The sequence below is a fragment of the Shewanella subflava genome (assembly GCF_025971955.1).
In the GTDB taxonomy this organism is placed as follows: domain Bacteria; phylum Pseudomonadota; class Gammaproteobacteria; order Enterobacterales; family Shewanellaceae; genus Shewanella; species Shewanella subflava.
Genome location: NZ_JAPDMX010000031.1, coordinates 85189 through 108291, shown reverse-complemented (window position 1 = coordinate 108291; position 23103 = coordinate 85189). Strand labels below are relative to the sequence as shown.

General features: G+C 38.4%; 20 protein-coding genes and 6 pseudogenes. 9 read left to right on the top strand and 17 right to left on the bottom strand.

What is annotated here, in order from left to right:
* Positions 1-61: 61 nt before the first annotated feature.
* The 4 genes and pseudogenes from OHT75_RS18015 to OHT75_RS15785 all read right to left on the bottom strand — a co-directional run.
* A complete protein-coding gene (locus OHT75_RS18015) occupies positions 62-277 on the bottom strand; it encodes a transposase (protein ID WP_406682038.1) in 216 nt (71 codons plus the stop codon).
* Between the two features lie 19 nt (positions 278-296).
* The gene (locus OHT75_RS18010; RefSeq protein ID WP_406682041.1) at positions 297-506 is read right to left on the bottom strand and encodes a helix-turn-helix domain-containing protein; all 210 of its coding nucleotides are present in this window, start codon (positions 504-506) and stop codon (positions 297-299) included.
* Positions 503-712: a helix-turn-helix domain-containing protein gene (locus OHT75_RS15790; protein WP_264728336.1), complete on the bottom strand. Its 210-nt coding sequence runs from the start codon at positions 710-712 to the stop codon at positions 503-505. Before OHT75_RS15790 ends, OHT75_RS18010 begins: the two co-directional genes overlap by 4 nt.
* A 121-nt stretch (positions 713-833) precedes the next feature.
* Positions 834-1180, bottom strand: a pseudogene (locus OHT75_RS15785) (transposase); the annotation flags it as partial.
* A gap of 64 nt (positions 1181-1244) precedes the next feature.
* Between OHT75_RS15785 and OHT75_RS15780 the strand changes: the two are divergent.
* A pseudogene (locus tag OHT75_RS15780) lies at positions 1245-1648 on the top strand (transposase); the annotation flags it as partial.
* 141 nt (positions 1649-1789) lie between these two features.
* Here the strand turns inward: OHT75_RS15780 and OHT75_RS15775 are convergent.
* Genes OHT75_RS15775 through OHT75_RS15760 form a run of 4 tightly spaced genes read right to left on the bottom strand, consistent with a single transcriptional unit; the run spans position 1790 to position 4454 of the window.
* Positions 1790-2122 carry a hypothetical protein gene (locus OHT75_RS15775; protein ID WP_264728335.1) on the bottom strand — a complete coding sequence of 111 codons (333 nt, stop codon included), beginning with the start codon at positions 2120-2122 and terminating at the stop codon, positions 1790-1792.
* Between the two features lie 23 nt (positions 2123-2145).
* Complete coding sequence (locus tag OHT75_RS15770) at positions 2146-3009, bottom strand: HD domain-containing protein (protein ID WP_264728334.1); 864 nt, start codon at positions 3007-3009, stop codon at positions 2146-2148.
* On the bottom strand, positions 3002-4225 hold the full coding sequence (locus OHT75_RS15765) for a site-specific integrase (RefSeq protein ID WP_264728333.1): 1224 nt from the start codon (positions 4223-4225) through the stop codon (positions 3002-3004). Before OHT75_RS15765 ends, OHT75_RS15770 begins: the two co-directional genes overlap by 8 nt.
* Positions 4218-4454 (bottom strand): hypothetical protein, encoded by a 237-nt coding sequence (locus tag OHT75_RS15760; protein ID WP_264728332.1) that lies wholly within the window; start codon positions 4452-4454, stop codon positions 4218-4220. Before OHT75_RS15760 ends, OHT75_RS15765 begins: the two co-directional genes overlap by 8 nt.
* 119 nt (positions 4455-4573) lie before the next feature.
* Here OHT75_RS15760 and OHT75_RS15755 point away from each other — a divergent pair, with 119 nt between their 5' ends.
* Complete coding sequence (locus OHT75_RS15755) at positions 4574-4798, top strand: helix-turn-helix domain-containing protein (protein ID WP_264728331.1); 225 nt, start codon at positions 4574-4576, stop codon at positions 4796-4798.
* Positions 4799-5030: 232 nt separating this feature from the next.
* Positions 5031-5300: pseudogene (locus tag OHT75_RS15750) on the top strand (transposase); the annotation flags it as partial.
* Positions 5301-5894: 594 nt separating this feature from the next.
* Here the strand turns inward: OHT75_RS15750 and OHT75_RS15745 are convergent.
* Complete coding sequence (locus OHT75_RS15745; RefSeq protein ID WP_264728330.1) at positions 5895-7382, bottom strand: NarK family nitrate/nitrite MFS transporter; 1488 nt, start codon at positions 7380-7382, stop codon at positions 5895-5897.
* 377 nt (positions 7383-7759) lie between these two features.
* Complete coding sequence (locus OHT75_RS15740) at positions 7760-8968, bottom strand: IS4 family transposase (RefSeq protein WP_264728329.1); 1209 nt, start codon at positions 8966-8968, stop codon at positions 7760-7762.
* A gap of 402 nt (positions 8969-9370) precedes the next feature.
* Between OHT75_RS15740 and OHT75_RS15735 the strand changes: the two are divergent.
* Positions 9371-9670 (top strand): annotated as a pseudogene (locus OHT75_RS15735) (IS66 family transposase); the annotation flags it as partial.
* Between the two features lie 30 nt (positions 9671-9700).
* Positions 9701-10305 (top strand): annotated as a pseudogene (locus OHT75_RS15730) (IS30 family transposase); the annotation flags it as partial.
* Positions 10306-10345: 40 nt separating this feature from the next.
* Here the strand turns inward: OHT75_RS15730 and OHT75_RS15725 are convergent.
* Positions 10346-10720 carry a putative zinc-binding protein gene (locus OHT75_RS15725; RefSeq protein WP_264728328.1) on the bottom strand — a complete coding sequence of 125 codons (375 nt, stop codon included), beginning with the start codon at positions 10718-10720 and terminating at the stop codon, positions 10346-10348.
* Positions 10717-12015: an MFS transporter gene (locus OHT75_RS15720; protein ID WP_264728327.1), complete on the bottom strand. Its 1299-nt coding sequence runs from the start codon at positions 12013-12015 to the stop codon at positions 10717-10719. The genes OHT75_RS15725 and OHT75_RS15720 overlap by 4 nt, the downstream gene beginning before the upstream one ends.
* A 308-nt stretch (positions 12016-12323) precedes the next feature.
* Between OHT75_RS15720 and OHT75_RS15715 the strand changes: the two genes are divergently transcribed.
* Complete coding sequence (locus OHT75_RS15715) at positions 12324-14051, top strand: bifunctional protein-serine/threonine kinase/phosphatase (RefSeq protein WP_264728326.1); 1728 nt, start codon at positions 12324-12326, stop codon at positions 14049-14051.
* A 39-nt stretch (positions 14052-14090) separates the two neighbouring features.
* Entirely contained in the window at positions 14091-14600 is a 510-nt protein-coding gene (locus OHT75_RS15710) for a hypothetical protein (RefSeq protein ID WP_264728325.1), read from the top strand.
* Between the two features lie 52 nt (positions 14601-14652).
* Here OHT75_RS15710 and OHT75_RS15705 read toward each other — a convergent pair whose 3' ends face one another.
* Entirely contained in the window at positions 14653-15036 is a 384-nt protein-coding gene (locus OHT75_RS15705; RefSeq protein WP_264728324.1) for a ribonucleotide reductase subunit alpha, read from the bottom strand.
* An 82-nt stretch (positions 15037-15118) separates the two neighbouring features.
* A complete protein-coding gene (locus OHT75_RS15700; protein ID WP_264728323.1) occupies positions 15119-16732 on the bottom strand; it encodes an MFS transporter in 1614 nt (537 codons plus the stop codon).
* 313 nt (positions 16733-17045) lie between these two features.
* Between OHT75_RS15700 and narL the strand changes: the two genes are divergently transcribed.
* Positions 17046-17687, top strand: coding sequence for a two-component system response regulator NarL (gene narL, locus OHT75_RS15695; protein WP_406682040.1), 642 nt, complete (start codon positions 17046-17048; stop codon positions 17685-17687).
* A 422-nt stretch (positions 17688-18109) separates the two neighbouring features.
* Here the strand turns inward: narL and nrdD are convergent, their stop codons facing one another.
* Together nrdD and nrdG are read right to left on the bottom strand one after the other, a co-directional pair.
* A complete protein-coding gene (gene nrdD, locus OHT75_RS15690; protein ID WP_264728321.1) occupies positions 18110-19906 on the bottom strand; it encodes an anaerobic ribonucleoside-triphosphate reductase in 1797 nt (598 codons plus the stop codon).
* Positions 19893-20372 (bottom strand): anaerobic ribonucleoside-triphosphate reductase activating protein, encoded by a 480-nt coding sequence (nrdG, locus tag OHT75_RS15685; protein ID WP_264728320.1) that lies wholly within the window; start codon positions 20370-20372, stop codon positions 19893-19895. The genes nrdD and nrdG overlap by 14 nt, the downstream gene beginning before the upstream one ends.
* 273 nt (positions 20373-20645) lie before the next feature.
* On the opposite strand from nrdG, the pseudogene OHT75_RS15680 reads away from it, so the two are divergent.
* Positions 20646-20771 (top strand): annotated as a pseudogene (locus tag OHT75_RS15680) (IS256 family transposase); the annotation flags it as partial.
* 423 nt (positions 20772-21194) lie between these two features.
* Here the strand turns inward: OHT75_RS15680 and OHT75_RS15675 are convergent.
* Positions 21195-22982 carry an ATP-binding protein gene (locus OHT75_RS15675; RefSeq protein WP_264728319.1) on the bottom strand — a complete coding sequence of 596 codons (1788 nt, stop codon included), beginning with the start codon at positions 22980-22982 and terminating at the stop codon, positions 21195-21197.
* Between the last annotated feature and the right edge of the window lie 121 nt (positions 22983-23103).

The following is a 23103-nucleotide window of genomic DNA, read 5'->3' as shown; positions in this document are numbered from 1 at the left end:
CATAGTACCTCCGGTGAAAAAGGTACTATATTAAAGCGTGAGTATTATTGGTATGTGGGGTTTATTGACCGCTTACAACAAAAGGGGTGACCAAGGCTTCTGTTGCCCCAGTTGCGGGGCAGACAGCACCAAACAAATAAGCATATTCAAATTGCTGCTGTTTTACGACTCTGGGTCGAGAACCTTTTGGAGCCCAAAGTTTGGTTGTTGTATTTTGTTGGCCAAATCGAGCTTCATCTTGAAACCAAATATCGACAGTGTCTAAAGGGATATACACTGGGATCGTTGCGATCGTTTTAGAAATGAGTTTTTTTAAACTCTGCTTGAGCTTCTAAGGATTTTTTTGGGTGCCTAGAGCGACTTGTAATCCAGCTTAAGCCAATACTTTTCAATATTTTATATACATGATTTAGATGATAATGGATCCCAAACTGCTGTTCTATATAAGATTGAATATCTATACCCGTTAATCTTCCACCTTGTTCAGAGCGGCTTAACTCGTCTATATATTGATAGAGGGCTTGCTTTGCTGGTCGTCGAGTTTATTCGCATTTGTCGAGTTCATATTAGCTTTTAAACCATCAATGCCAGTATTTAAGTAGTTTTTAACCCATTCATTGACACTGCGACGACTTACCTTTAACTGGCGAGCAACTTGAGCGCGATTGTGGCATTCCAAAAAGCATGAAATGGCCAATATGCGAATGCGCATACGAGCATCTTTTTCTGACTTTGATAATTTAGCTAGTTGAACAGGTGTGTAGTTTTTCAAAGAATAAAATGATTTAGAAATGATGAACACATTAGATCACAATTCAATGCGGATTGGTATGACACATTAATATCACTGGCCAGATCTTCTTTTTTTGGGCAATAAACGCGTATTTTACTTCGTTTCTTTGGCAAAGAAGACCGTCGTTTTTTTTAATATTTCACGCTCCATTTTTAAGCGTTTTACTTGTGCTTTTAGCTTGCGGATCTCTTCCAGCTCAGGTGTCAGCTTGCCATTGCCTCTAAATGCATGACTATCATCATTTTCTGATTCTTTTATCCAGCGGCCGAGTAGCTGAGGAGTGACCTCTAAATTTCTAGCGGCTTCAGCAATACTGTAATTTTGCTCCCTTACCAGTGCAATGGCATCAAGCTTGAATTCTTTTGAATAGGATTTACGTGTTTGCATTTGAATCTCCAGTTAAATCAATTATGTCTTAACTGGGTTAGTCGTATCAATTAAACCACGTCAGACAGAGTCTTACTCAGCCGATGACATTATGGCAATTTACCGCTGCCGCTGGCAGGTTGAGTTGCTGTTCAAAGAGTTGAAATCACATACAAACTGGCAGAAATTTGCCACCGCGCAGAAAGCGATAGTTGACGGTCTCGTATGGGCCAGCCTGCTGGCACTTATCATCAGACGCAGTACCGCGATGCGCATCATGCCCTCAGTTTCGCTGTTCAAAGCAGCAAAGAATGTGGACGTTTGGCTGCTGCCGATTTTTGAATGTATCTGTCATCGGTCTTGGTCAGAAATAACAGAAAAGATAGACTGGGTGGTCTGCTATATAACAATAAATGCAAAAAGTCATAACAAAGAAAATCTAGGAAAGACATCACGTTAGATGGAATTTATGCAGGACTTAATGCTTAAGGTCCAGTATATGATAAATTAATTGGTCATTTTAAGAGCTGATTTAACAGGAACTAAAATAATACAATTACCTGTACTTAGAGCAAGCCAGTAGTTGCTTTATCGATATAAATATAATCCATGAAACGAGTGAAATTATTGTTAGGAAAAATTTATATAAAACTTGTAAGAGAAGGAATAATATCCAGTATTCTCATGAATTGTTTGAGCGACAATAGGTGCATGTCCCCTTAGAAAGTAAGCTACTCTTATAGCTTCATAATTTATATTTTTATGGTTTTTAATACATTCTTCATCTTTCTGAACGTCTTCTAGAGCATCACGTATTTCATTGATAGAGAAATACGTCAAACAACGAGACATAAAAGGTTCAGCGGAGTTCATGATTTCTTCTTTTGTTCCGGAAGCAACAAACTTTGTTAAGCCCTCGCCAGTCGCAAAGTATTCTGCATAGCCTATGTATTTGTTTATCATCTTTAAATTCTCCAAAGCATTAGTTAAAGACTGTTAAGTCTGTATATTAGCTTGCCATTTTTTTTAGTGAAAAAGTAATGCGTTGGTAGTTCTTCGAATTGCTTTTTTACAAAGTTCGATTCTGCTGAGGTACGGTCAGCCTGCTTAAGAACATGCTCCATTGCGTATCGAGTTTTATGGCCATATGGTTTTGCCGCAAGTAAATCACTTAATAGTGCAAAAACCTTACTATTTAGAGTGCCTAGTTCCCCTAAAGGTTTTGCAAGAATAGCAAAGTTAAAACTTTCATGGGGGCCAGCAACATAGGAATCAGTTTTATTGTGTAAGACGGGATAGATTTTACCTATATCATGAAATAGCCCAGCAATTAAGCCTGTCTGACATTCTATATCGGAATGCTTCAAGTGCTTTGCATTATGATAAGTCATTTCAGCGACCTCAATACTGTGTTCAAACAAGCCGTTTTTATTTGCATGATGATGAGAATAGCTGGCTTGTGATTGCATAAATGCATTTAGAATTCTTGCGTTACTTAGAATAAAGTCAGTAAATGGCTGAAGTTCTGAGTAAGTGATAAAACTGATGAGTTTTAAAAACCGACCAACTAAGTTTTCATTGTTTGGACCAACCATGTTAACTAACTTAAAATATTCATTTTCAGAGCATTGGGTATAAATTGGTTTAATAGAGCAAATCACGATATTTCCCTGACTATCGTGAGCGAATACTATTTGAGCCAATCCACAGCTTGTTTGACTAGTTCTTGCTATTTCGGCTGAAGTGATAGCATGCATCGTTTTATAATTAGAGATAAATTGACAGTTAGCAGTTGGTAACGAGCCACTTATTTTAATGTCTTTAATCCATACAAAAATTGCGTTATTCATCACACAGCTCCTCAATAGCGATAAAGTCTGTTTGTTTAATCAGTAGGTCAAAGGCGCTACCATCTTGTCGTGTAGCATTCGGCACATAGCGGCTGTAGACTTCAAAAAGCATCTTGGTGGTGCTGTGACCCATTTGTTTTGCTATCCATTCAGGGTTTTCGCCAGCGGCCAACCACAAGGTGGCACAGGTATGTCGAGTTTGATAAGGCCTTCTTCTTTTCAAGTTCATCTCAATGAGAGCCGGATACCATATGCGTTTGGTTACATTCCTGTGTTCCAGAGGATTACCATTTGCATTGCAAAAAACATAAGCATTATTGCCTGTTATAGAGTATTGGCGCTTTAACGCATCCACAACCGGTTGAGACAGTTGAATACAGCGATAAGATGCCGATGTCTTGGGCGTTTCCACATTGCCGTCAACGAGTGTTTCTTGAATGAGTATTTCCTTTCGTTCAAAATTGACAAATTGCCATTTCAAACCATCAATCTCTGCTGTTCTCATGGCAGTAAAAAAACGCACAATATAGTAATCACGGAAATCAGCACGGACGTTAGCAAGGAAACGTTGGACTTCAATTAGGCTAAAGGGCTCAATCGGAGTCTTATCAATTTTCAATGGTTTAATATTGATGAACGGTGTAGGAAACTCATAACGCATTGCCGCTTCATTCAAAATACCTCGTAAAGGTGTCATCACATGGTTGATCCAGTCATTACTGAGTTTATCTTTTACGTTAGAGCGTTTGGGGCTAGCAATTGCCGCCCTAAATTTGATTATTTGAGCGCGAGTAATCTCATCAAGCCTAGCTTGACCAAACACAGGTAATAAATAATTATAAACAATCATTACCACATTCTTGTAATGACTGTTCTTCCATTGGATTTTATTTTCAGCAAGCCACTCGTCTGCAAATTCTCCAAATTTTGGAATGTTAGATAAAATGTGAGTGGTTAAAGGGGCAGTATTTTCTGATATGTATTGCTCGACTTTTAAATCATATTCCAAAAATGCAGCACACTTCGAACTTGAGGGGAAATAGTTCTTAAAAACAAACCTGTTTAAGCGTATTTCAGCTTCTATAGTAGTTAAAATGCTGTTTAGCTTGACTCGATTTTGGCGGTTATCAATTAAAAGTGTTTGTTCACGACATCGAATGCCTTGATAAGTGAAATCAAAAAATAATTTTCCACTGCGAGCTCTAATGCTAGCCATGACAAATACCTCCCCTGGCCATTGGAACAAGCACTTGAACAGACTTAGGTTTTTTAAATAGTTCCCTTTCTATTTCCTCCCAAATATAAAAAATCTTACGACCACCAAAAGGTTTAATGTAATGAACCCCCTCAATGAAAACATTATCTTTCAATGTATGGTTGATATATGGTGCACTAAACTTTATTCTTTGAGAAAGTTCTTTAGCATTGAGTAACGTTTGTTCCATAGTAGCTCCAAATGTTCTTAATGTGTTCGTTGTGTTCTATGTAAGAACATTTAAGCATTTGTTTTTCGTTCCTGCAAGGAACATTTTGGTGTTTTTACATCATTTAAGGGTGAATAAAATTGATTAGGTTTAAAATCAAAGAGTTAATAGCAGAAAAAGAATTTAAAGAAAGAAGGAAGATTACCCTTCAAGAGGTTGCTGACTCCGCTAGCGTAAATAGAACCGCATTATCTAAGATGATAAATCCAAGTTATGAGTATTCAACAACGACAAAAGCGATTGATTCTTTATGCCAATACTTTGGTTGTAAAGTTGAGGATGTCATTGATTATGTTGAGGAATAATTAAATCTTCATAGTAAAATTAATTGTTTAATGTAAGATTATTTACAATTCCTTTTTATGAGTACCCATGGATGCATATTCTTCTAACTTGGCTAGGTACAAAAGACCTAGATAACATGCTTAACGATGAACATGCCGCAATCAGTTCAATTGCGACTAAATCAAAGTAAGCTTTTGATAAAATCGTAATACTATCCAACAAAGACGAAGAAAAATGGGGGCATTTTGAACATCACAAGCGAGTTCCGGTGGAAAAGTACGACTAGGATCGATCACGAAAAATGGCAGCTCAGAACTACGCGTTTTACTCATCCATGGTTCCAGAGCCGTTGGCCGATTTGCGAGCAAACGTGATGATAGACTTGGACGGTGGTTTAATGCGCTTGCGTTAAGGCAAGGTCGACACAAAGCCGTTGTCGCATTGGCTAATAAAATAGCGCGTATAGGATGGCGGATCCTCACGAGTAACAATAATTTCGACGTTAATAAAGCGTTTGCGTAAGACGTTAAGTATCACCTAAAAGTTTACATGCACTGATGAATAAACGGTCAACCGTACCTATTAGAGCCTGACTTGACCAAGGCATTAAATGCCGATGTACTGATAAGGTAATAGGTTTCGGATTTACATCATGGCGCGGGTAAAAAGCCTATTTAGACGCCGAATATATGGTAGTGAACCAATCATTCAAAAGTGTTGTAAAAGCTGAGGCGTCCATATATGGTCAAGTTCATAAAAATGTATATGTAACTAAAAATTAGACTCAAGCAGAAAATATGTTATGAGTAACTAATTTATTTCCATTTCTAAGTTATACAGATAGCTACTGCTACTTTGGATTATTATTCCCGAATTCAGATAATAACTCGATACTTTTTGTGTTTACGCTTTTATCTAAGTTTATGGCTAATGATAAATAAACAATTTAGCTTCTAACGAAATTGAATCTGTCAACTAACACTTGCGTGCCTTACTATAATGATATTTAGGGGTGTTTGGGCGATTTCTGGAGATATCGATTAAACTTCATTAGTGTATTTTTGATTGCAACAAGCACCTTATTTTATCAGGTGCTTGTAGTTTTTATTATTTCGCTTAACTTTTCATTAATCCCTTATTAGATACATCTATTAATTCAACTGTACCATCTTCTTTGATTTCGGCAATTTGACCACGTGGTTCTTTCATGAAAAACAAGGTGATAAAGCCAACCATAGCTGTTGCGGATATTACTAGAAAAAATGATTTATAATCAACGAACGATAAAATAGTTAGAAAGGTTACTGCGCCAACATTACCATATGCGCCAGTCATTCCCGCTATTTGTCCTGTTAATCTTCTTTTAATTAATGGTACTACAGCAAATACGGCACCTTCACCAGATTGAACAAAGAAAGAGCAACCCATTGCCGTTACAACCGCTAACCATAGCGGCCAATTACTGTTGACTTGGCCCATTAAAAAGTAACCTATAGCTAAACCAGCAGTCAATATGAGTAATGTAGATTTTCGCCCGAATCTATCAGAGAACCATCCACCCGCAGGGCGTGACATTAGATTCATGAATGCATAAGCTCCTGCGACCATACCTGCTAAGACAGGATCTAGTGAGAAGGTGTCTAAAAAAAACAGCGGCAACATTGATACAACCGCAAGCTCTGAACCAAAATTGGTAAAATATAAAATATCGAGTACAGCGACCTGTTTAAAGCTATATCTGTGTATTTCAGGAACATCTTCGCTGAAAATATGTTTATTAACACTCCATACCTTATATACTTCGAATAGGTAAAGCAGTAACAAACCCGCGTAGATAAAGTAGGTTGCCAGGTTGCTGATCAGGTTAACGCCTTGAGGAGACAATTTCCATGTTAAGAGTGAGAGGGCTGCATACATTGGTATTTTCATAACTAATAGCAAATAAAAATCACCTATTGAAGTAACTTCCATAGCCACTGAGCTTTTGGGGCGAAAATAGGTCGACCCTTTCGGTGTATTGGTTACATTGAAGTAGTAGATAAAACCAAATAGCAAACTAATTAAGCCGGTGATCCCGATGGCGTAGCGCCAACCATCTTCTCCACCAAATAAGAGTGCAATTGAAGGTAAAGTGAAAGCTGCTGCAGCAGAACCAAAATTCCCCCAGCCACCATAAATCCCTTCTGCCGTTCCCAGTTCGTTATGTGGAAACCATTCAGATACCATCCTAATGCCAATGACAAACCCTGCACCTATAAAGCCAAGTAAGAATCTAGCTATAGCTGCTTGAATAAAATTATCTGCTAACGCAAACATAAAACAAGGAATTGAACAAAAGATTAGCAAGGCAGAATAAACAATTTTAGGACCATATTTATCCGTTAACATTCCAATAATTACCCGAGCGGGAATTGTTAGGGCGACATTTAAAATTAATAACGTTTTAATTTGATCCGTCGTTAATCCAAGCGACTCTTTAACAGCCATTAACATGGGCGCGAAGTTAAACCAGACCAAAAATGTAATAAAAAATGCCATCCAACTAAGATGTAAAACTTTCATCTTGTCTTTGAAAGTAAAAAGGTTAAATTTTTCAGTAGCCATTTCAAACTCCAATAATGCTGAGATAAATTATTTTGGCTGATTCATCAATAAAAAAGTTGATGTATGTCATTTAATTCAAGAACATTATTTTAGCCTTAAGAATCACCTACTCACTTTTAAAATTTATTATGCTGTAGAAAGGTTTGTGCTGCTGATTTTGTATCCACAAGTGAGTATGTTGTTTTTGGTGTTTGATGTAAGTTGACTTTAAAGGAATAGATCAGAGATAAATTATTAAAATGTTTTAGGTATTTTTATTGAAATTATAAAAAATGAATTCAACATAATTTCTTTGATATCTTGTCCTATACTGGACCTTAAGCATTAAGTCCTGCATAAATCCCATCTAACGTGATGTCTTTCCTAGATTTTCTTTGTTATGACTTTTTTGCATTTATTGTTATATAGCAGACCGCCCAGTCTATCTTTTCTGTTATTTCTGACCAAGACCGATGACAGATACATTCAAAAATCGGCAGCAGCCAAACGTCCACATTCTTTGCTGCTTTGAACAGCGAAACTGAGGGCATGATGCGCATCGCGGTACTGCGTCTGATGATAAGTGCCAGCAGGCTGGCCCATACGAGACCGTCAACTATCGCTTTCTGCGCGGTGACAAATTTCTGCCAGTTTGTATGTGATTTCAACTCTTTGAACAGCAACTCAACCTGCCAGCGGCAGCGGTAAATTGCCATAATGTCATCGGCTGAGTAAGACTCTGCCGGTAAGTTGGTTAGGCAGATGCAAAATCTCTTTTCTTCTGCAAACCAACGCCTTATCACTCGACATTCCTGTGTTCCTCGGCAGACCTTTAGGTCAAGCACTTCTGAGCGATTGGTACGACGCGTGATGTCTTTAAGCTTCATTCCTGCAAGCTTAGGCAGCACCCGACCCTTGCCATTTCTAGCTTCAACAATCCTTGGGTTGAGTGACTTTGCCCCTCGAAAAAGATAGAAACCATTATGGCGTTCCACATCGGCAAAATAATCAAAATCAGGATAGCCCGCATCAGCCAGAAGCAGTTTGTTTTTCATCCTAAAGGCCTTGGGGAGATAGGTTCTTTCTGAAGCGGTATCAGCACTTATCGCCATTGCCACCGGGTTAAATGTGCGCAATGACATAGTCATATGACACTCTATCGCGGCAGGATTTCGCTTAAAACGGCTTGGGTACACGTCTGCTAACGCCTTGTGGACATGAAAAGAACTGCCGTCCTGAAGCAAGATATCATCAAAGCAAGACAACCTCTTCGGGAGTAAAGCGCATTGTTGGCGCGCAAATTGGGCGATAGCCAACTGAACCAGTTGCTTCATAAAATCAGCAAAGGCTGCTTTACGGAGCTGGTTATGAAAAGGCTTATAAGCCACATTATCTGTTTCTGTCAGACACATACCATTAAACTGACGATATAAGTCAGCAATGGCATGGCAGTTACCTTTGCTCAACGCAGAGACCAAACACGGAACCAGTTGTTCAGGAAGAACAGCGCGATTTCGCTGTATAAACCCAGTGCGCTTAGCCATTTTTTGAAGGATGTCTACATTGAAGAATTGCATAAACTGCTTTTTTAAGGTGATAATTGTCATCGGCTTTATTTATTGGTCATGTTGATTTGTTTGGCGACAATTATCAGATCATAAATAAGGCCTTTTTTCTATTTAAAATATAGGTTTATAGCTAAAGATCCTGTCTATGGATATCTTGTAAAAGAGAAGTCGAGCATTTGGTGTTTGATATTCAAAATGCTCTTGTACTAAAAGTACATGGTATAAAATAAGCGTAATAAATTATTCTAGTTTCATAAAATCATAAAGTTGCTTATTTAGTTTGTACCGAATTAAGATAATAACTGTGACACTCTTAATTGAGGCATAGAAGAAGCCGACTGCTGAAGGTGGTAGGCTTTATCTCACCAAAGAAAAAGAGTGTCACTATGAGTTATCAGCTGTTGACTAAGGGAAAATATCAGATGTCAGTCCTGTTAGACCAACCAATGGCCAAAATTATTAACGTATCTTGATGATGGTGATATTAGCATCGACAACAATGTTACCGAACGAGATATTCGCCCGTTCACAACGGTGCGTAAAAACTGGATGTTCTCAACGTCAGTCAATGGCGCACATGCCAGTGCGAACTTATACAGTTTAGTGATGACCTGTCGCGCCAATGATATCAGTCCATATTATTACTTCAGACACTTGTTTACCGAGTTACCCAAGCGTCTTTCTACCGACGATTTGACCGATTTAATGCCGTGGAATGTTGATTTGAGCAATTTGCATTAACGTTTCACAGCTTCATTTACCGCTTACTTATTGGCAAGGAATAAGCGTCAAAGCGGCAAATTATATCGCCATTTACGGCAAGGCCATAAGCGTTATCGCCGAGGTAAAAAAGAGAAAACGCCAGCGATTAAAAATGGCACCGCTTTTGAGTCTAGAACTGCCTTTGTTGATACCCGTGAACGTGTCTGTGATTGGGAAATTGATACCGTATTAGGGAAGAATGGGACAGGTTCAATCGTGACCATTTTAGAGCGCAAAACCCGTTTTTCTTTAATAAAGATAATGGCGTCAAAATCTTCTGAAAATGTGGCTAAAGCGACTATCTAATTATTGATGCCCTATAAGCAATATGTGCACACTATAAGTGCCGATAATGGTCGAGAGTTTGCTAACCACTAAATCATAGCCAATACACTAGACACAGCGTTTTACTTTACACATCCGAATAGTTCTTGGGAACGTGGTGCTAATGAAAATGCCAACGGCTTATTAAGGTAATATGTAAAAAAGGGACTGACTTAAGGACTGAAAGCGATGAGATTATCTTGTTTGCGCAAAACAGGATTAACAATCGTCCTAAGAAATGCCTTAAGTTTAAGCAGCCTGCTGTTGTGTTTAAACAATTAGCTGCTTAATTTGGTGAGTATCGCACTTCTGAGTTGAATTCGGGGTTATTTAATGGCTTATTTTTAAGATAATCATTGCCAAAGCACTTTGTAAATCTGTTTTTGCACATTGGCTATTTTGACGCTTTTGTAAGTTCATAGTATTAGTTAACTCAAAATGATATGTAGCTTTAATATTATGCTGATTTAAGCATGATGCGGCACAATTTAATGGGCAGCCATCAATCGCAATGATAGGCCTACCTGATTTAGCCAATTTAACCAAAGGCCGTACATGTCCTCCTACACCGGAAATACAAGACATTTCAGCAATGCCCAAAACATTTAGTTCGATGGCCAAATTATTGGCTAATTGTGCAACATTAGAGCAACCAGAACATGAATACACTAAGGGTAAATCACCATTATTAATTATCTGACTCATAGATTATCATCCTCTAGGAAATTATATTTTTTTGCTTCTGCAATTCGTTTTTGGTGGGTTTCTGCTTGAATAGCCATATACATTGCCATCATGCAAAGGGCTAAAATGCCATATAGCACCATAAAGCTAGCGCTATAAATACCGATTAGATCGACGGATAAACCAAACAAAATAGGTAAGCTACATCCACCTAAAGCTCCAATTGCTGCTACAACGCCACCTACAACGCCAATATTGTTTGGGTATTGATCGTGAATCACTTTAAACACACTGGCTCGGCCAAAACCCTGCGCCACACCAATAATGAATAGTAAGCCGGTAAACACCCAAACATTAATTGAAACAGTTAAGTGAACATCTTGATTTACGCCATGTATTGTCATGGTTGTGGGAGGGTAGCTTAAAAAAAACAAACACACTAAACAGACCCAAAAAACACTCCAATTGACAGTTCTTCCACCGTATTTATCGGCGAACCAGCCGCCAAGCGCTCTGACAACAGAGGATGTGGCGACAAAGAATAAAGTAAAGGCCATGGCTTGCTTTATGTTAAGCTGATAAGCTTGCATGTAATAATAAGGCAGCCACATTAATAATGCCAAAAAAGAGCCAAAAACAAAGTAATAGTAAAGTCCTAAAGCCCAAACGTGCAGGTTTTTCATCGTACTGATAATGTTGCTAATACCAGTGCCTGCCCTAGGGTGAGTCTTGGCGGTTAATTGTTGAACTTGCTCTGAAGGATTAGGAGCTAACCAGAAGAATAACCAGGCAATAATCACTAATCCTACGGCGTAAACGGGGCCAAGATATGACCAGCCCCAAAGCTCAATGATTATAGGGGCAAACACCAAATTAATTGCCGCTCCAGCATTACCTACACCGAATACCCCCATTATTGTGCCTTGGATTTTTCGGGAAAAAAAATCATTAATATAATTAATCCCAAAGGTGAACGAGCTGCCACTTAGCCCTATCCATAGTCCAACTAATAGCAAGTTGGTGTAATCCGTTGCCAATGGCAACAATACTAATGGCGGTATACAAAGTAGCATTTGCAAACTGAATAACTTTTTAGCATTAAATTGACCAACCAGTAATCCCGCAGGAATGCGACTAAGTGCACCGGTAAGCATAGGTGAGGCGAGCAATACCCCCAATTGAGTCAGTGAAAATCCAAGCTGTTCGGTAAAGGGGATCACTGCAGCAGCATATAAAGTCCATACTGAAAAGTTGGCCGCAAAAGCTAACGTCGCAAACAATAAAGCTCGCCAAGCTTTAGAATGTTGATTTGCCATGACTCTCCCATATGCCAGCAATTACTCCCTCTGAGTTTAACTAAGTTATGACGTGTTTGATCACACTACTCTTTAATATCCAGTGAGATTTTTTTTGGCGATTATACTTGCCCATCATTAGGTATTAATTTAGTTATGCTGTTGTTAATACAGCAGGAAAAAATAAGGTGTTCAGTTGAAGGTTGAGTAGTTTGGCATTGTTTCTGCTAACCGTTATACCGCTTCAACAGCTCAAACACCATATCGATATTTGAACAAGTCGGTTATGGTTATCATTATTTTTATAAATCTATATAAAAGGTTTATTTATGGCAGTTAGTGAGTTTGACATTGACGTTGCATTTGAATCCCATGCGGGGGTTAAGGGCATTAACGAAGATGCCACAGAACTGTTATTGCCTGAAGAGTCCTATTTACAGCAAGTAAAAGGGTATGCTTTTATTGTTGCTGATGGGGTCAGCTCTGCAGAAGCGGGGCGTGAAGCGAGTCATATCGCAGTTGAACGTTTTTTAGTTGAGTACTATCAAACACCAGATACTTGGTCAGTGGGTAAAAGCGGAGAACAAGTATTATCCGCCATTAACCTGCGTTTATTTCGTAAAAGTCATCAGTATAAAAATGACCATAAAGGGTATCTTACAACCCTTAGCGCGTTAGTGTTAAAAGGGCATAAAGGCTATTTTTTTCATGTAGGTGATAGCAGAATCTACCTCCTTCGAGACAATAAGCTTACGCAGTTAACGCAGGATCATTGTGCCAGTATTGAAAAAGATAAAACATTTCTCACCCGCGCTGTGGGGATGGATAATAAATTACACATTGATTTCAGCAGCTTTGTGTTACAACAACAGGACCGTTTTTTACTGTGCTCAGATGGCGTGCATGACTTTATTGCAGAAAATGAACTCACCCGGCTATTAGGTCTACCGCTACCCATGAGCCAAATTTGTAAGCAGCTTATTGAGGCAGCAGAAAAAGGCAATAGCGATGACAACATGAGTTGTTTAGTTCTGCATATCAAATCCTTACAGCAACAGCACATAGATGATTTAAATGTCGAGCTTACTCGCTTACCTTTTCCGCCAATTTTAAAGGCGGGAATGAAGCTGGATGGATATCGAATTATAAGTGAAGTATTTGCATCAAGCAGAAGCCATTTATACCTAGTGGAAGACATGGAAACTCAAGAACAGTTTGCCATGAAAGTCCCTTCGAAAAACTTTATTGATGATATTCATTATATCGACCGATTTATACGTGAACAGTGGATTGGTAGCCGTATCGAATCAGAATATGTGGTTAAAATTATTCAACACAATCGTCCCAGAACTGGGCTGTATTATCTGATGGAGTGGCTACCTGGCATCAGCTTAGATAAATGGCTTGATCTGCATTTCCCTATTTCACCTAAAAGAGCGATTGAGCTGGTGAAAAAAATAGCATTAGCACTGGATGCATTTCATCAACATGATGCAGTTCATCAGGATATAAAGCCGGCCAACATTATGATTCTAGATCAGGATAGGGTGAAAATTGTCGATTTTGGCTCAGTATTTGTTGCCGGTGTTGCTGAACTTTACAGCCCTATTGAATACCAAGGTATACTCGGTACAGCAAGCTATTCTGATCCTAATTACTTACAAGGTAAAAACCCAGGAATACAAGGTGATATTTATAGCCTAGCTACCCTGTGTTATGAGATTTTTACTCATTGTCTACCCTATGGTAAACAGGTGGAAGATTGCCAAAACATGAGGGACTACGACAAGTTACGTTATATATCAGCAGCCAACATTAATCCCATTATTCCAATATGGTTTGATAAAGCATTAGAAAAAGGGGTTAAATTTGATTTAAACGAGCGTTATAACACGGTCGCGGAATTTATGACGGATTTGACCCAGCCTAATCCTGTTTTTTTAAAACCTGAACCCGAAGTTAAGCAATCTAATAGCCTATTTTTTTGGAAGTTAGTCAGTGGTTTCTGGTTTGTAACATTGATGGTTGTTATCTATCTATTCAGCCAAACCAGCTGATTTGTGAAGGTCGTTAGTATTTATCAAGGAGGCACTACAATGCAGGGATTAATGACCAATTACTTTTCAGCCACACATGATAAGCAAAGCCTATTATTTTATTATGCCAAAAGTCTGATAACAAAAAATATGACTCAGGCACAACAGGTATTCTATCGGGTAAAGACTGATTTAATGTTTTTTATTAGATGGGAAGAAGCTGTGTTGCTGCCACTATTTGAAGATAAAAATAGCCCACTATTTGAAACCTATCCCACTTATTCATTACTGCTAGAATTACAGCACAGTAAAATATTAATGGAGCATATCGACCAAGGGTTTTTACAACTTATCCAGCCTTTACAAGCACCAAGCAATAAGGCTAAACTCGCGATTAATTCAAAAATAGATGCTTTATTAGAGATTTTTGATGAGCTAGAGGACTTACTCCTGCAGCTGAATATCAAGAAAGAGAGTATTTTTTTTCCGACAATCGACGAAGCACTGCCCAAAGACGACATTGCAAAATTATTTTTGACTATGATAAATTTTGACACTTCTTGCCAGTGATACTTAATGATTACTGGCAAGGCGCGGGCGGTTAAGTCGTAACTGACATGGGTTAACTGCGCATCATTTCAATGACATTTTCTTGCCTGTCTAGCACAACGTACATAGCTGTATTTTCGCCATTCTCAATGTCACTTGCCATGCGCTTTAGCCCACCATCTAACGCTTCTTTATCTACTTCAGCAAACATACTGGTGACAAAAATAAACTCCCACTCTGGATTAATATTATCTGCTTCACTGCATAGGTCTGCAAAGTTGGTTAGTTCAGCGGGCAGTTTATCTACACACATAACCGGCATCATATGGCCCTTGTTTTCGTCTTTATTTGTGCCTTTTTCTGACTGTTCATATTCCGCTTTGGCAAACAAAAATAATAGCTTTACAGGTTCACCCTGGTAGCTTGCCATGGTAATTAACTCTTTTAATGCGCTCATAGTATTACTCTAATATAAATATCTGTTTTAATATGAATTCTCTCAGGCTTATTCGTAAGTACAAGCCTGAGAAACGTCGACTTTATGGGTTATAAAACTCACCATCTTTACGCAGATAAAACCACCAATTAACTAATAGACATACGGCATAAAATACAGCGAAACCAATTAATGCAATATCAGGAGTCCCAGATTTTATTTGCTGACCAAACACCATGGGAATGTAAAAAGCACCATAAGCAGCAACTGCCGACGTCCAACCTAGTACTGGTCCAGCTTGTTCTTTTGGAAACACCATTGCGATGGTTCTGAACGTGGAGCCGTTACCTATTCCGGTGGCGGCAAATAACACTAAAAAGATGATAAAGAAAGGCATAAAGAATTCTTCAGGTGTTGCCGAGGTGTAAGCCTGCTTCATATAATATGCTGCGCCTAAGCTTGAAACCACCATTATGGCCGAACACACTTGTGTTACTAAGGCGCCACCAAACTTATCCGCAATCCAGCCGCCCACTGGACGGATTAACGCTCCAATAAAAGGTGCCATCCACGCATACATTAATGCACTGGGTCCATTAGGATTAACGATGTTGTGGGTCATTTGGCCGTCTACAAGCACATGCTGAAAACCAAAAATAACTTTAATCGCTAATGGAAAAGCAGCAGAAAAGCCAATGAAAGAACCAAATGTCATGGTGTAAATAACACTCATCACCCAAGTGTGTTTGTTATTAAAAATTTGATATTGCTTTGATAAGCTATCGCCTATCGCACCAGGCAACATTTTTAAGCAAAATACTGTCGTGGCGACGACTAATACTAAAACCAATTCTTTAGGGATCCCCCAGCCTGAACCATTTGCCGATTCAGGTAGTATGAGCCATAATCCGGCAGCCGCGGTGACAAGTCCAATGCTTAACATGATGCTGATCATCGCGATAGCACTCAACGGAGAACCGACATCGGGTGACACTTCTTTGGTGCGAATGTTATCCATACCAAACCAAGTCGCAAAAAATAATGGCACTAATATGAGCAGCCATAAATAGCCGCCATTTTGGATCCAAGTATCAGACCCAGCAGGCACTTTACCGATTAAACTTCCAGATGGACTGATTAACGTAACCGGGTCGCCACCAAAGGCACCAAAAATACCGTAGGTCATAAATAGCGGTATTAAAATTTGCATCGAGGTTACGCCAAAGTTACCCAAGCCTGCATTTAATCCTAGTGCTAATCCTTGTTGGCTTTTAGGGTAGAAATAACTGATGTTAGACATTGAAGAAGCAAAATTACCGCCACCAAAACCAGACAATAGTGCAAGAAGTTGATATTGCCATAATGGAGTATCAGGATTTTGTAATGCTACCCCAGTAAAGAATGCCGGAATAAGTAATAAAGATGTGGTAAAGAAAATTGTGTTTCTACCACCACAAAAACGAATGAAGAAACTGCTGGGAATGCGTAAAGTCGCTCCTGATAATCCCGCTATTGCGGTTAATGTAAATAGTTCATCAGAGGTGAAATTAAAACCCGCATTCATCATTTGTACGGTTAGAATTCCCCAATATAGCCATACAGCAAAACCACATAACAAGCTGGGTATTGAAATCCACAGATTTCGCCGAGCAATTGATTTACCGCTGGTTTGCCAGAATTGCTCGTTTTCTGGTTCCCATCTGTTTATATCTGTCATTTTACTCATCCACGTGTATGAAATTCAGCATAACTATGGTGAGAGTTAGCCATCGAAACAATGCACATTCGTGGGTAAGTTTGAGTGGCTTGATTGTAAAATCCAATGCCTATTAATGAGTATTTTTTATTTTATAGTGTTGTTTTTATTGCCTATATATTATTTTTATTTGAGATGCCTTAAGTATTTTTGATTCAGTTGGCCTAACAAACATTCTCTCTTGCTTATGATGTAAATCAACTTTTGTTTCATCAATGTTACTTACTATGGTCTGGGTTTTATTTTATAAGCAGCGAAGGGCTACAAAATGAACATGGATACAGCGACTATATTATTGATTGATGATCACCCACTATTACGTAAAGGCTTAACACAATTGATTGCTTTAGAAGACGGCTTAGAAGTAGTGGGGGAGGCAGATAACGGCACTAAAGGTATTGAACTTGCTAGGGAGTTAGACCCTGATTTAATTATTTTAGATTTAAATATGCATGGTTTAGATGGGCTCGAGACTCTACGTATCTTGCGTGCTGAAGGCGTAACATCGCGAATTATTATGTTAACGGTTTCTGACAATGATGAAGATGTTATCCAAGCGATCAGCTTTGGCGCAGACGGATACTTGTTAAAAGATATGGACCCTGTGTTGATCCTAGAAAAAATTAAACAGGCGGTTAGCGGGGAAATGGTGATATCAGATAAGCTGGCCACCATTCTGGCAAAGGCGATTCGTAAGCCTGACGTGTCACAAAAGGCGTTATTGTTAAATTCACTAACGAGTCGCGAATTTGAAATATTGAAGCAAATAGCCAAAGGGTTAACCAATAAATTAATCGCCAGAGAGCTCGACATTACCGATGGTACTGTGAAAGTTCATGTTAAGCATCTACTTAAAAAACTAGGAATGCGTTCCCGTGTTGAAGCCGCTGTATGGATGTTACATCAACAAAAGTAGTACTTTAAATAAATAGTATTGATTTTAATTTACAAAATTAGGATCGCAACCATTATCTATCTTACTGTTTAAAATAAAAAACATACATATGATAGTTCTTTAAGACTTTCTTAATAAACTATCAATGTGGTTTAAGAGATTCTTAATGATTGTAATAAAAAAGGTTGAATTAATGTTTAAATTTAAAAATCTGTATAAATAAGTTAACTGGTTTTAAATATTAGATAAGCCTATTAGGATTTAGGGGCGAAAACGCGAACGTTTCCAAACACTTTACTTGTATATTTTTACAACTACATTTGTTTGTTCAGTAATTTATTGTTCCATGATTTTCTAGTGGTACTTAAATGCCGAACATTCATAAACATGCCGGCATCAATCGCTTGTTATTTACCGCATAGGCTATTGTTCTAAATATTCCTTTACAGCGTATGAGTTTGTGCCGGTGACTGGTGATAATAACGTAAATCGTGTTCCGTTCGACGTCCTTGACTGAAGGCTGAGACGCGCTTTAAATAACCAATAACACGGGTGCCATAATCAATATTTTTTGAACCGCAATGGTGGCAATATTGCTGAGTTTGTTTATCTATATGCTGGCATTCGTTACAGATAGTAATTTTCACATTGACACAAAAATAATTACACCCTGTACGCGCAGCGACATTATATAAATTAAGATAATTTTTTACTGATAACTTTTCATCTAAATTTAAATGTAATGCTGAGCCCCCATCTAAGTAGCGGGTCATTTTTTCACCGTGCATAATAAATTTATCAAGATAATTAATGTTAGTGTCTTCTACCGGATAAAAGTAACTGTTATAGCAACTTCGATTAACAAAGTAGCCTGCCTTTCTATCCCAAGCCGCATTCTTTATACCTAAGTTTTCTGCTGGAACAAACTCAGTATTAAATTTGTAGCCAAATTTTTGAGTAGCTTCTCGGTTAGCCCTATAAATAATCTGTAATTGTTGGTCGACAAAGGTTTGGTAATCATTATTAGTGTTAGCCTCTAGACCTAAGGATTCAGCAGCTTCTACCATGCCATTAATACCAATCGTCATAAATTGTTTATCCAGAGAGATAAACCCTGCGGTATAGACTGGTAACATACCATTGGTCAATTGTTCTTCCATTAGTTTACGATAGGAAATTTGATATTGATGAATCTTTTCAACTTCGATTTTAAGATCGCGTTTATCTTGGATTAAGCGATTCATATTAATAGTGATAACATTAATTGAACCCGTAGCGACGCCACCAGCACCTAAGCTGTAAGAGAATGTGTGATCGCTTATTTCATTACGTAAACGACAGCATGAGGCTAAAGAGTCAGCATTTTTAGATTGATAAATAAAAAATGCACCGCCTTCGCTCATATTTTTGGCACAAACATGAGCAAACTCAGTATCTTTAACTTTATCATCAGCGGTTAACATTGCCGCGGTGATCACTGGAAAAGTTAAAATGGCTTTATTCCGTTCTTGATTAAACCAATCTAGAAAAAAGACTTGTAACTGTTTTAAAGAGTGCCAATCTGGATGGGTAAAGTCAGGAAATACAAATTGCCCAAACATGGCCTCAAAATAATATTGATCATAAAGAGAGATATTCCAAAATACACTTTGGTATCCTCTTGCTGCTGCAGGTTGATTTAACGCATACACAACGTGTTGCAGGTGGTTCTCTATTGCGTGTTTATGCTCGGTGAGATAATCATCTCCAAAATCTTTACGGGCAAAGTAATCGAAATACATTAAAAATTCGACAGTCGCAATTGCACCAGCAAATTGCGCGCTGATAGCAAATACTAAATTAACAAAGCTGCCACAAAAAGACTCTAAGTGTTTTGGCGCTTGTGATTCGCCGCCTAATTGAGTTAATCCGCTGAGTAAAAATGGGTACATTGAAATAGAAGCACAATAGGGTTTTAAACTGGTTTCATCATGAACGTAAATTTCATGTTCTGTTATTTGTCTCTCGTATTCTTTCGCTAAATCTACACCATATAATTCAGTTATTTTTTGTTTTACTAATTCACGATTAATATCAATAAAATAATCTTTCATTAACTCGGTTTCTAAGGTGGCAATGTTCTTATGGGTCACATTCGCATTCGCATCTAAATGCGAAGCATCAGCTGCATTATTGGATTGTTGATATTGCTTAATGAAAGCTAATTTTTTTTGTAATTGCTGTGGGTTAAGAGATGGCATGGTGATGTTCCCTAAATTTAAAGTTGAGTAGATTTCCCGTTGCTAATTCAATAAAGCGTTGATTGGTTTTCTCCTTTTCTAATCCTCCTTGATTTGGTCGCCAAGCCCCCGTTTTGAGGTAATCCAACTGTGCAATCAGATGCCGTGACACCTTATTTTTTCCAGTGTAAAGACAGGTTTTAAGACCGTGTTTTTTTGCGAGTGATAACTTGTCGTGTAATGCAGGAGAGTTCCATTCGCCACCAAAAAATAAAACACAACTCACCAGACCCTGATAGCGTATTAAATAATGTTGAAAACTATCATTATTTAACTGAGTACCCGTTTCTGAATCCCATGTATCTTGGCTATGGCACCCTTGGCAACGTAGTGGGCAACCGGTGATGGTAAATGCTAACGACACCTCATCAGGAACCTCTTGAAAACAGATCTGTGGTGCAAGGCTATTGAATTCCAACTTAACCATATATTGTGCCTAATTATATTATTTGTACTATATATTGTGTTTTTATAATATCGAGATAGATAAATAAAAGTTTGATCAAGATCAAGCTATTGAGGATTATTGCGATGGGATTAATCTAGGGAGAATGAGGTTGTTAACACAGATGAATGACTGTAAATGATTGCTTATTTAAGTTGTACTCACCTTACAGCAAGAGCATGAATGCATAATTTTCACTCAATTGAGTACACCCCGCTAAAAATATAACTTCAAGATAGTCGGTATCCACAGCAGCCAAATGATGACTCAACTAAAAAAGTTGTTTACTTGGCAATTATGCAAGCATCTAAGAAGTGGACGATGCCGATAAGAAACTGGAAACCAGCACTAAATCGCTTTACTATCGAATTTGAAGATAGAAAAGCAGACAACAGTTTACGCCTAATACTGACGGCTCTGTTTGTGTCAAACTTTATTATATTTGCTCCAATGTGCCGTAAACCAGCAATATTCCCTGCACCGACACCTCGATGTATCCGGGAGTTTTCTTCCCGCATAGCGGTGTCTAATACCCAGTGCAGTTTACTTTAAATCCCCCTGAGGCCCTCGTGCCGTTTTACCAAATAGTAGAGCAGAACTGATCTAATAGCAGCATTCCAATGATGCTTTTTGACCATCACTTTGATAGTTTATCGCCATACCAATCGTTTTTAAACCAGCCCAGCCAGGGGGAACCTCGGTGACATCTACCCCATCCAGTACATGCAATTCCCGATCATCAACGCGACCATGTCTTTTTCCTTAAGTCAGTTTTCATAGGTTTTTGAGCACATTTACTATTATCTATATGGCTTGTGACAAAGTACTGTGTGGCGTAAAAATAAGCTCTACTTCAGTCCCTCCCCCTAATCTATCCCTCACATTTAACTCACCATTCAATTGTTTTGCCCGCTCTTGCATAATCGCCATACCGTAGTGGTTAAGTTTAGCGGTATTAGTGATGCCAATACCGTCATCTGCTACAGTTAACACGACTTTGCTAACTTCGGGTTGTGTTATGTTTATCCAAACGTGTTCTCCATGACTATGGTGTATCGTGTTTTGACAAGCTTCACGGGCAATTTGCAGTAAATGAATCTCTTCCATAGGGGAGAGTGGAACTTGTTGAATGGCAAAATTTAGACTGAAATGCATTTCACTTTGTTCAGTCAGTAATTCTAAAGTTTTATTTAATGCTGGATGTAGCCCTTCATCGAGGACTTTTAATCTGAATGTTGTCAGCAGCTCCCTTAATTGGCGATAAGCGGCATCCAGTCCCAATCTTAATTCATCAATAATTGGTTGCTGTTGTTCATATTGTTGTCTTTGTTGGCTAAAATCTAAACGGGTAACTTGAATTTTTAAATAAGATAATGCCTGCGCCAAAGAGTCATGTAGCTCCCTTGCTATTACGGTGCGTTCTTGCAGTAATGCGATACGCCTTTCTTTGTTATGTTGATCTGCTAAATTCAATGATAAAGCGACTTGGTCGGCCACCGACTGAATCAACTGATTTTGCCAACTATGCTGGCTCATGTTTAAGTTATTGGTAACTACTAACACTCCATAATTAATGTCATTATAAACGAGCGGATAAAGTGTATCTTTGGGTTCAGCTATATTGATAAATACTGCATCTCCATGGCACTTATTGCAGTTTTTTGTAGCGCATAGATGACTAGCCAATTGATGGTTCTGCACTTGTAAATAAGGGTTATTCCCTTCGGCTGTCATCAAACATAGTTCAATGTTATCAATGCTAATTAATTCAGCCAGCTCATCGAGTAGTTTTTGATAATCAATTTTATGCTCTTGTTTCTCTAACATAGTTCTTACTGTAGTAAATAAAAATAACAGTGCTTTATTGTTTCTTTTTAATTCTTGAGTTTGTTCCTTTACCCTTTTTTCAAGTTGACCATACATGGTCGCTATCGCATCGCAAGTATGGTTAAGAGTCGCGGCAAGCAAAGCGAGTTCATCGTCACCTTTTACATGTACTCTTTGGGTAAAGTCACCTTTACCTATGGCATGGGCTGCTTTAGTGAGTTGTGCCATTGGAATTTGCACCCATAACTTCATTAAATAAAGAATTAATAAGCCTAAAATAAGCGTGATAAATACCGCCACCAGTTGAATGGTTCTCAGTAATACAATTCTATGTTCTGCATTCTGCTGTAGTAGGTTGACAATTTGATCTGCCAATGAAGTCTGGGTTGCGAGGTATTGTGTTAATGCGGGGTCACCAGAGGTAAGGTTTGGCTTAACCTCCTGATACCAAAATGCCGTTAATTCTTTTAGTAAAGAGGTAACTTCGGGTGATTGTCTTAGTTTATTAAAAATAGGCGAGTTGAGCTTATCTTCAAATAATAAAATTGTTTGGTTGGCCTCATAGGTTAGGCCCGCGTTGGTATAAAAACCCAGTTGATAGGTTTGCATTCTAAGCGAACCGCTAATATTGATTGCGTAGGCGTCGATATCGGCTTGTTCAGTAATCCAATAAGACGCAAACATTGTCATTATAGCAATGGCGATGATGCTAGTTAACGACATAGTGATGTAGAACATCACCGAACCAAGAAAATGTTTTTTCATCTAATTACCCACAAAGAATTCATTACTAGATAATTGTATTTCTATCTAGTCATAACAGGTTACGCCCACCAGTATTGCTGCTGAAAATAGCCATACTCCACACTACCCATAATAGGGTATT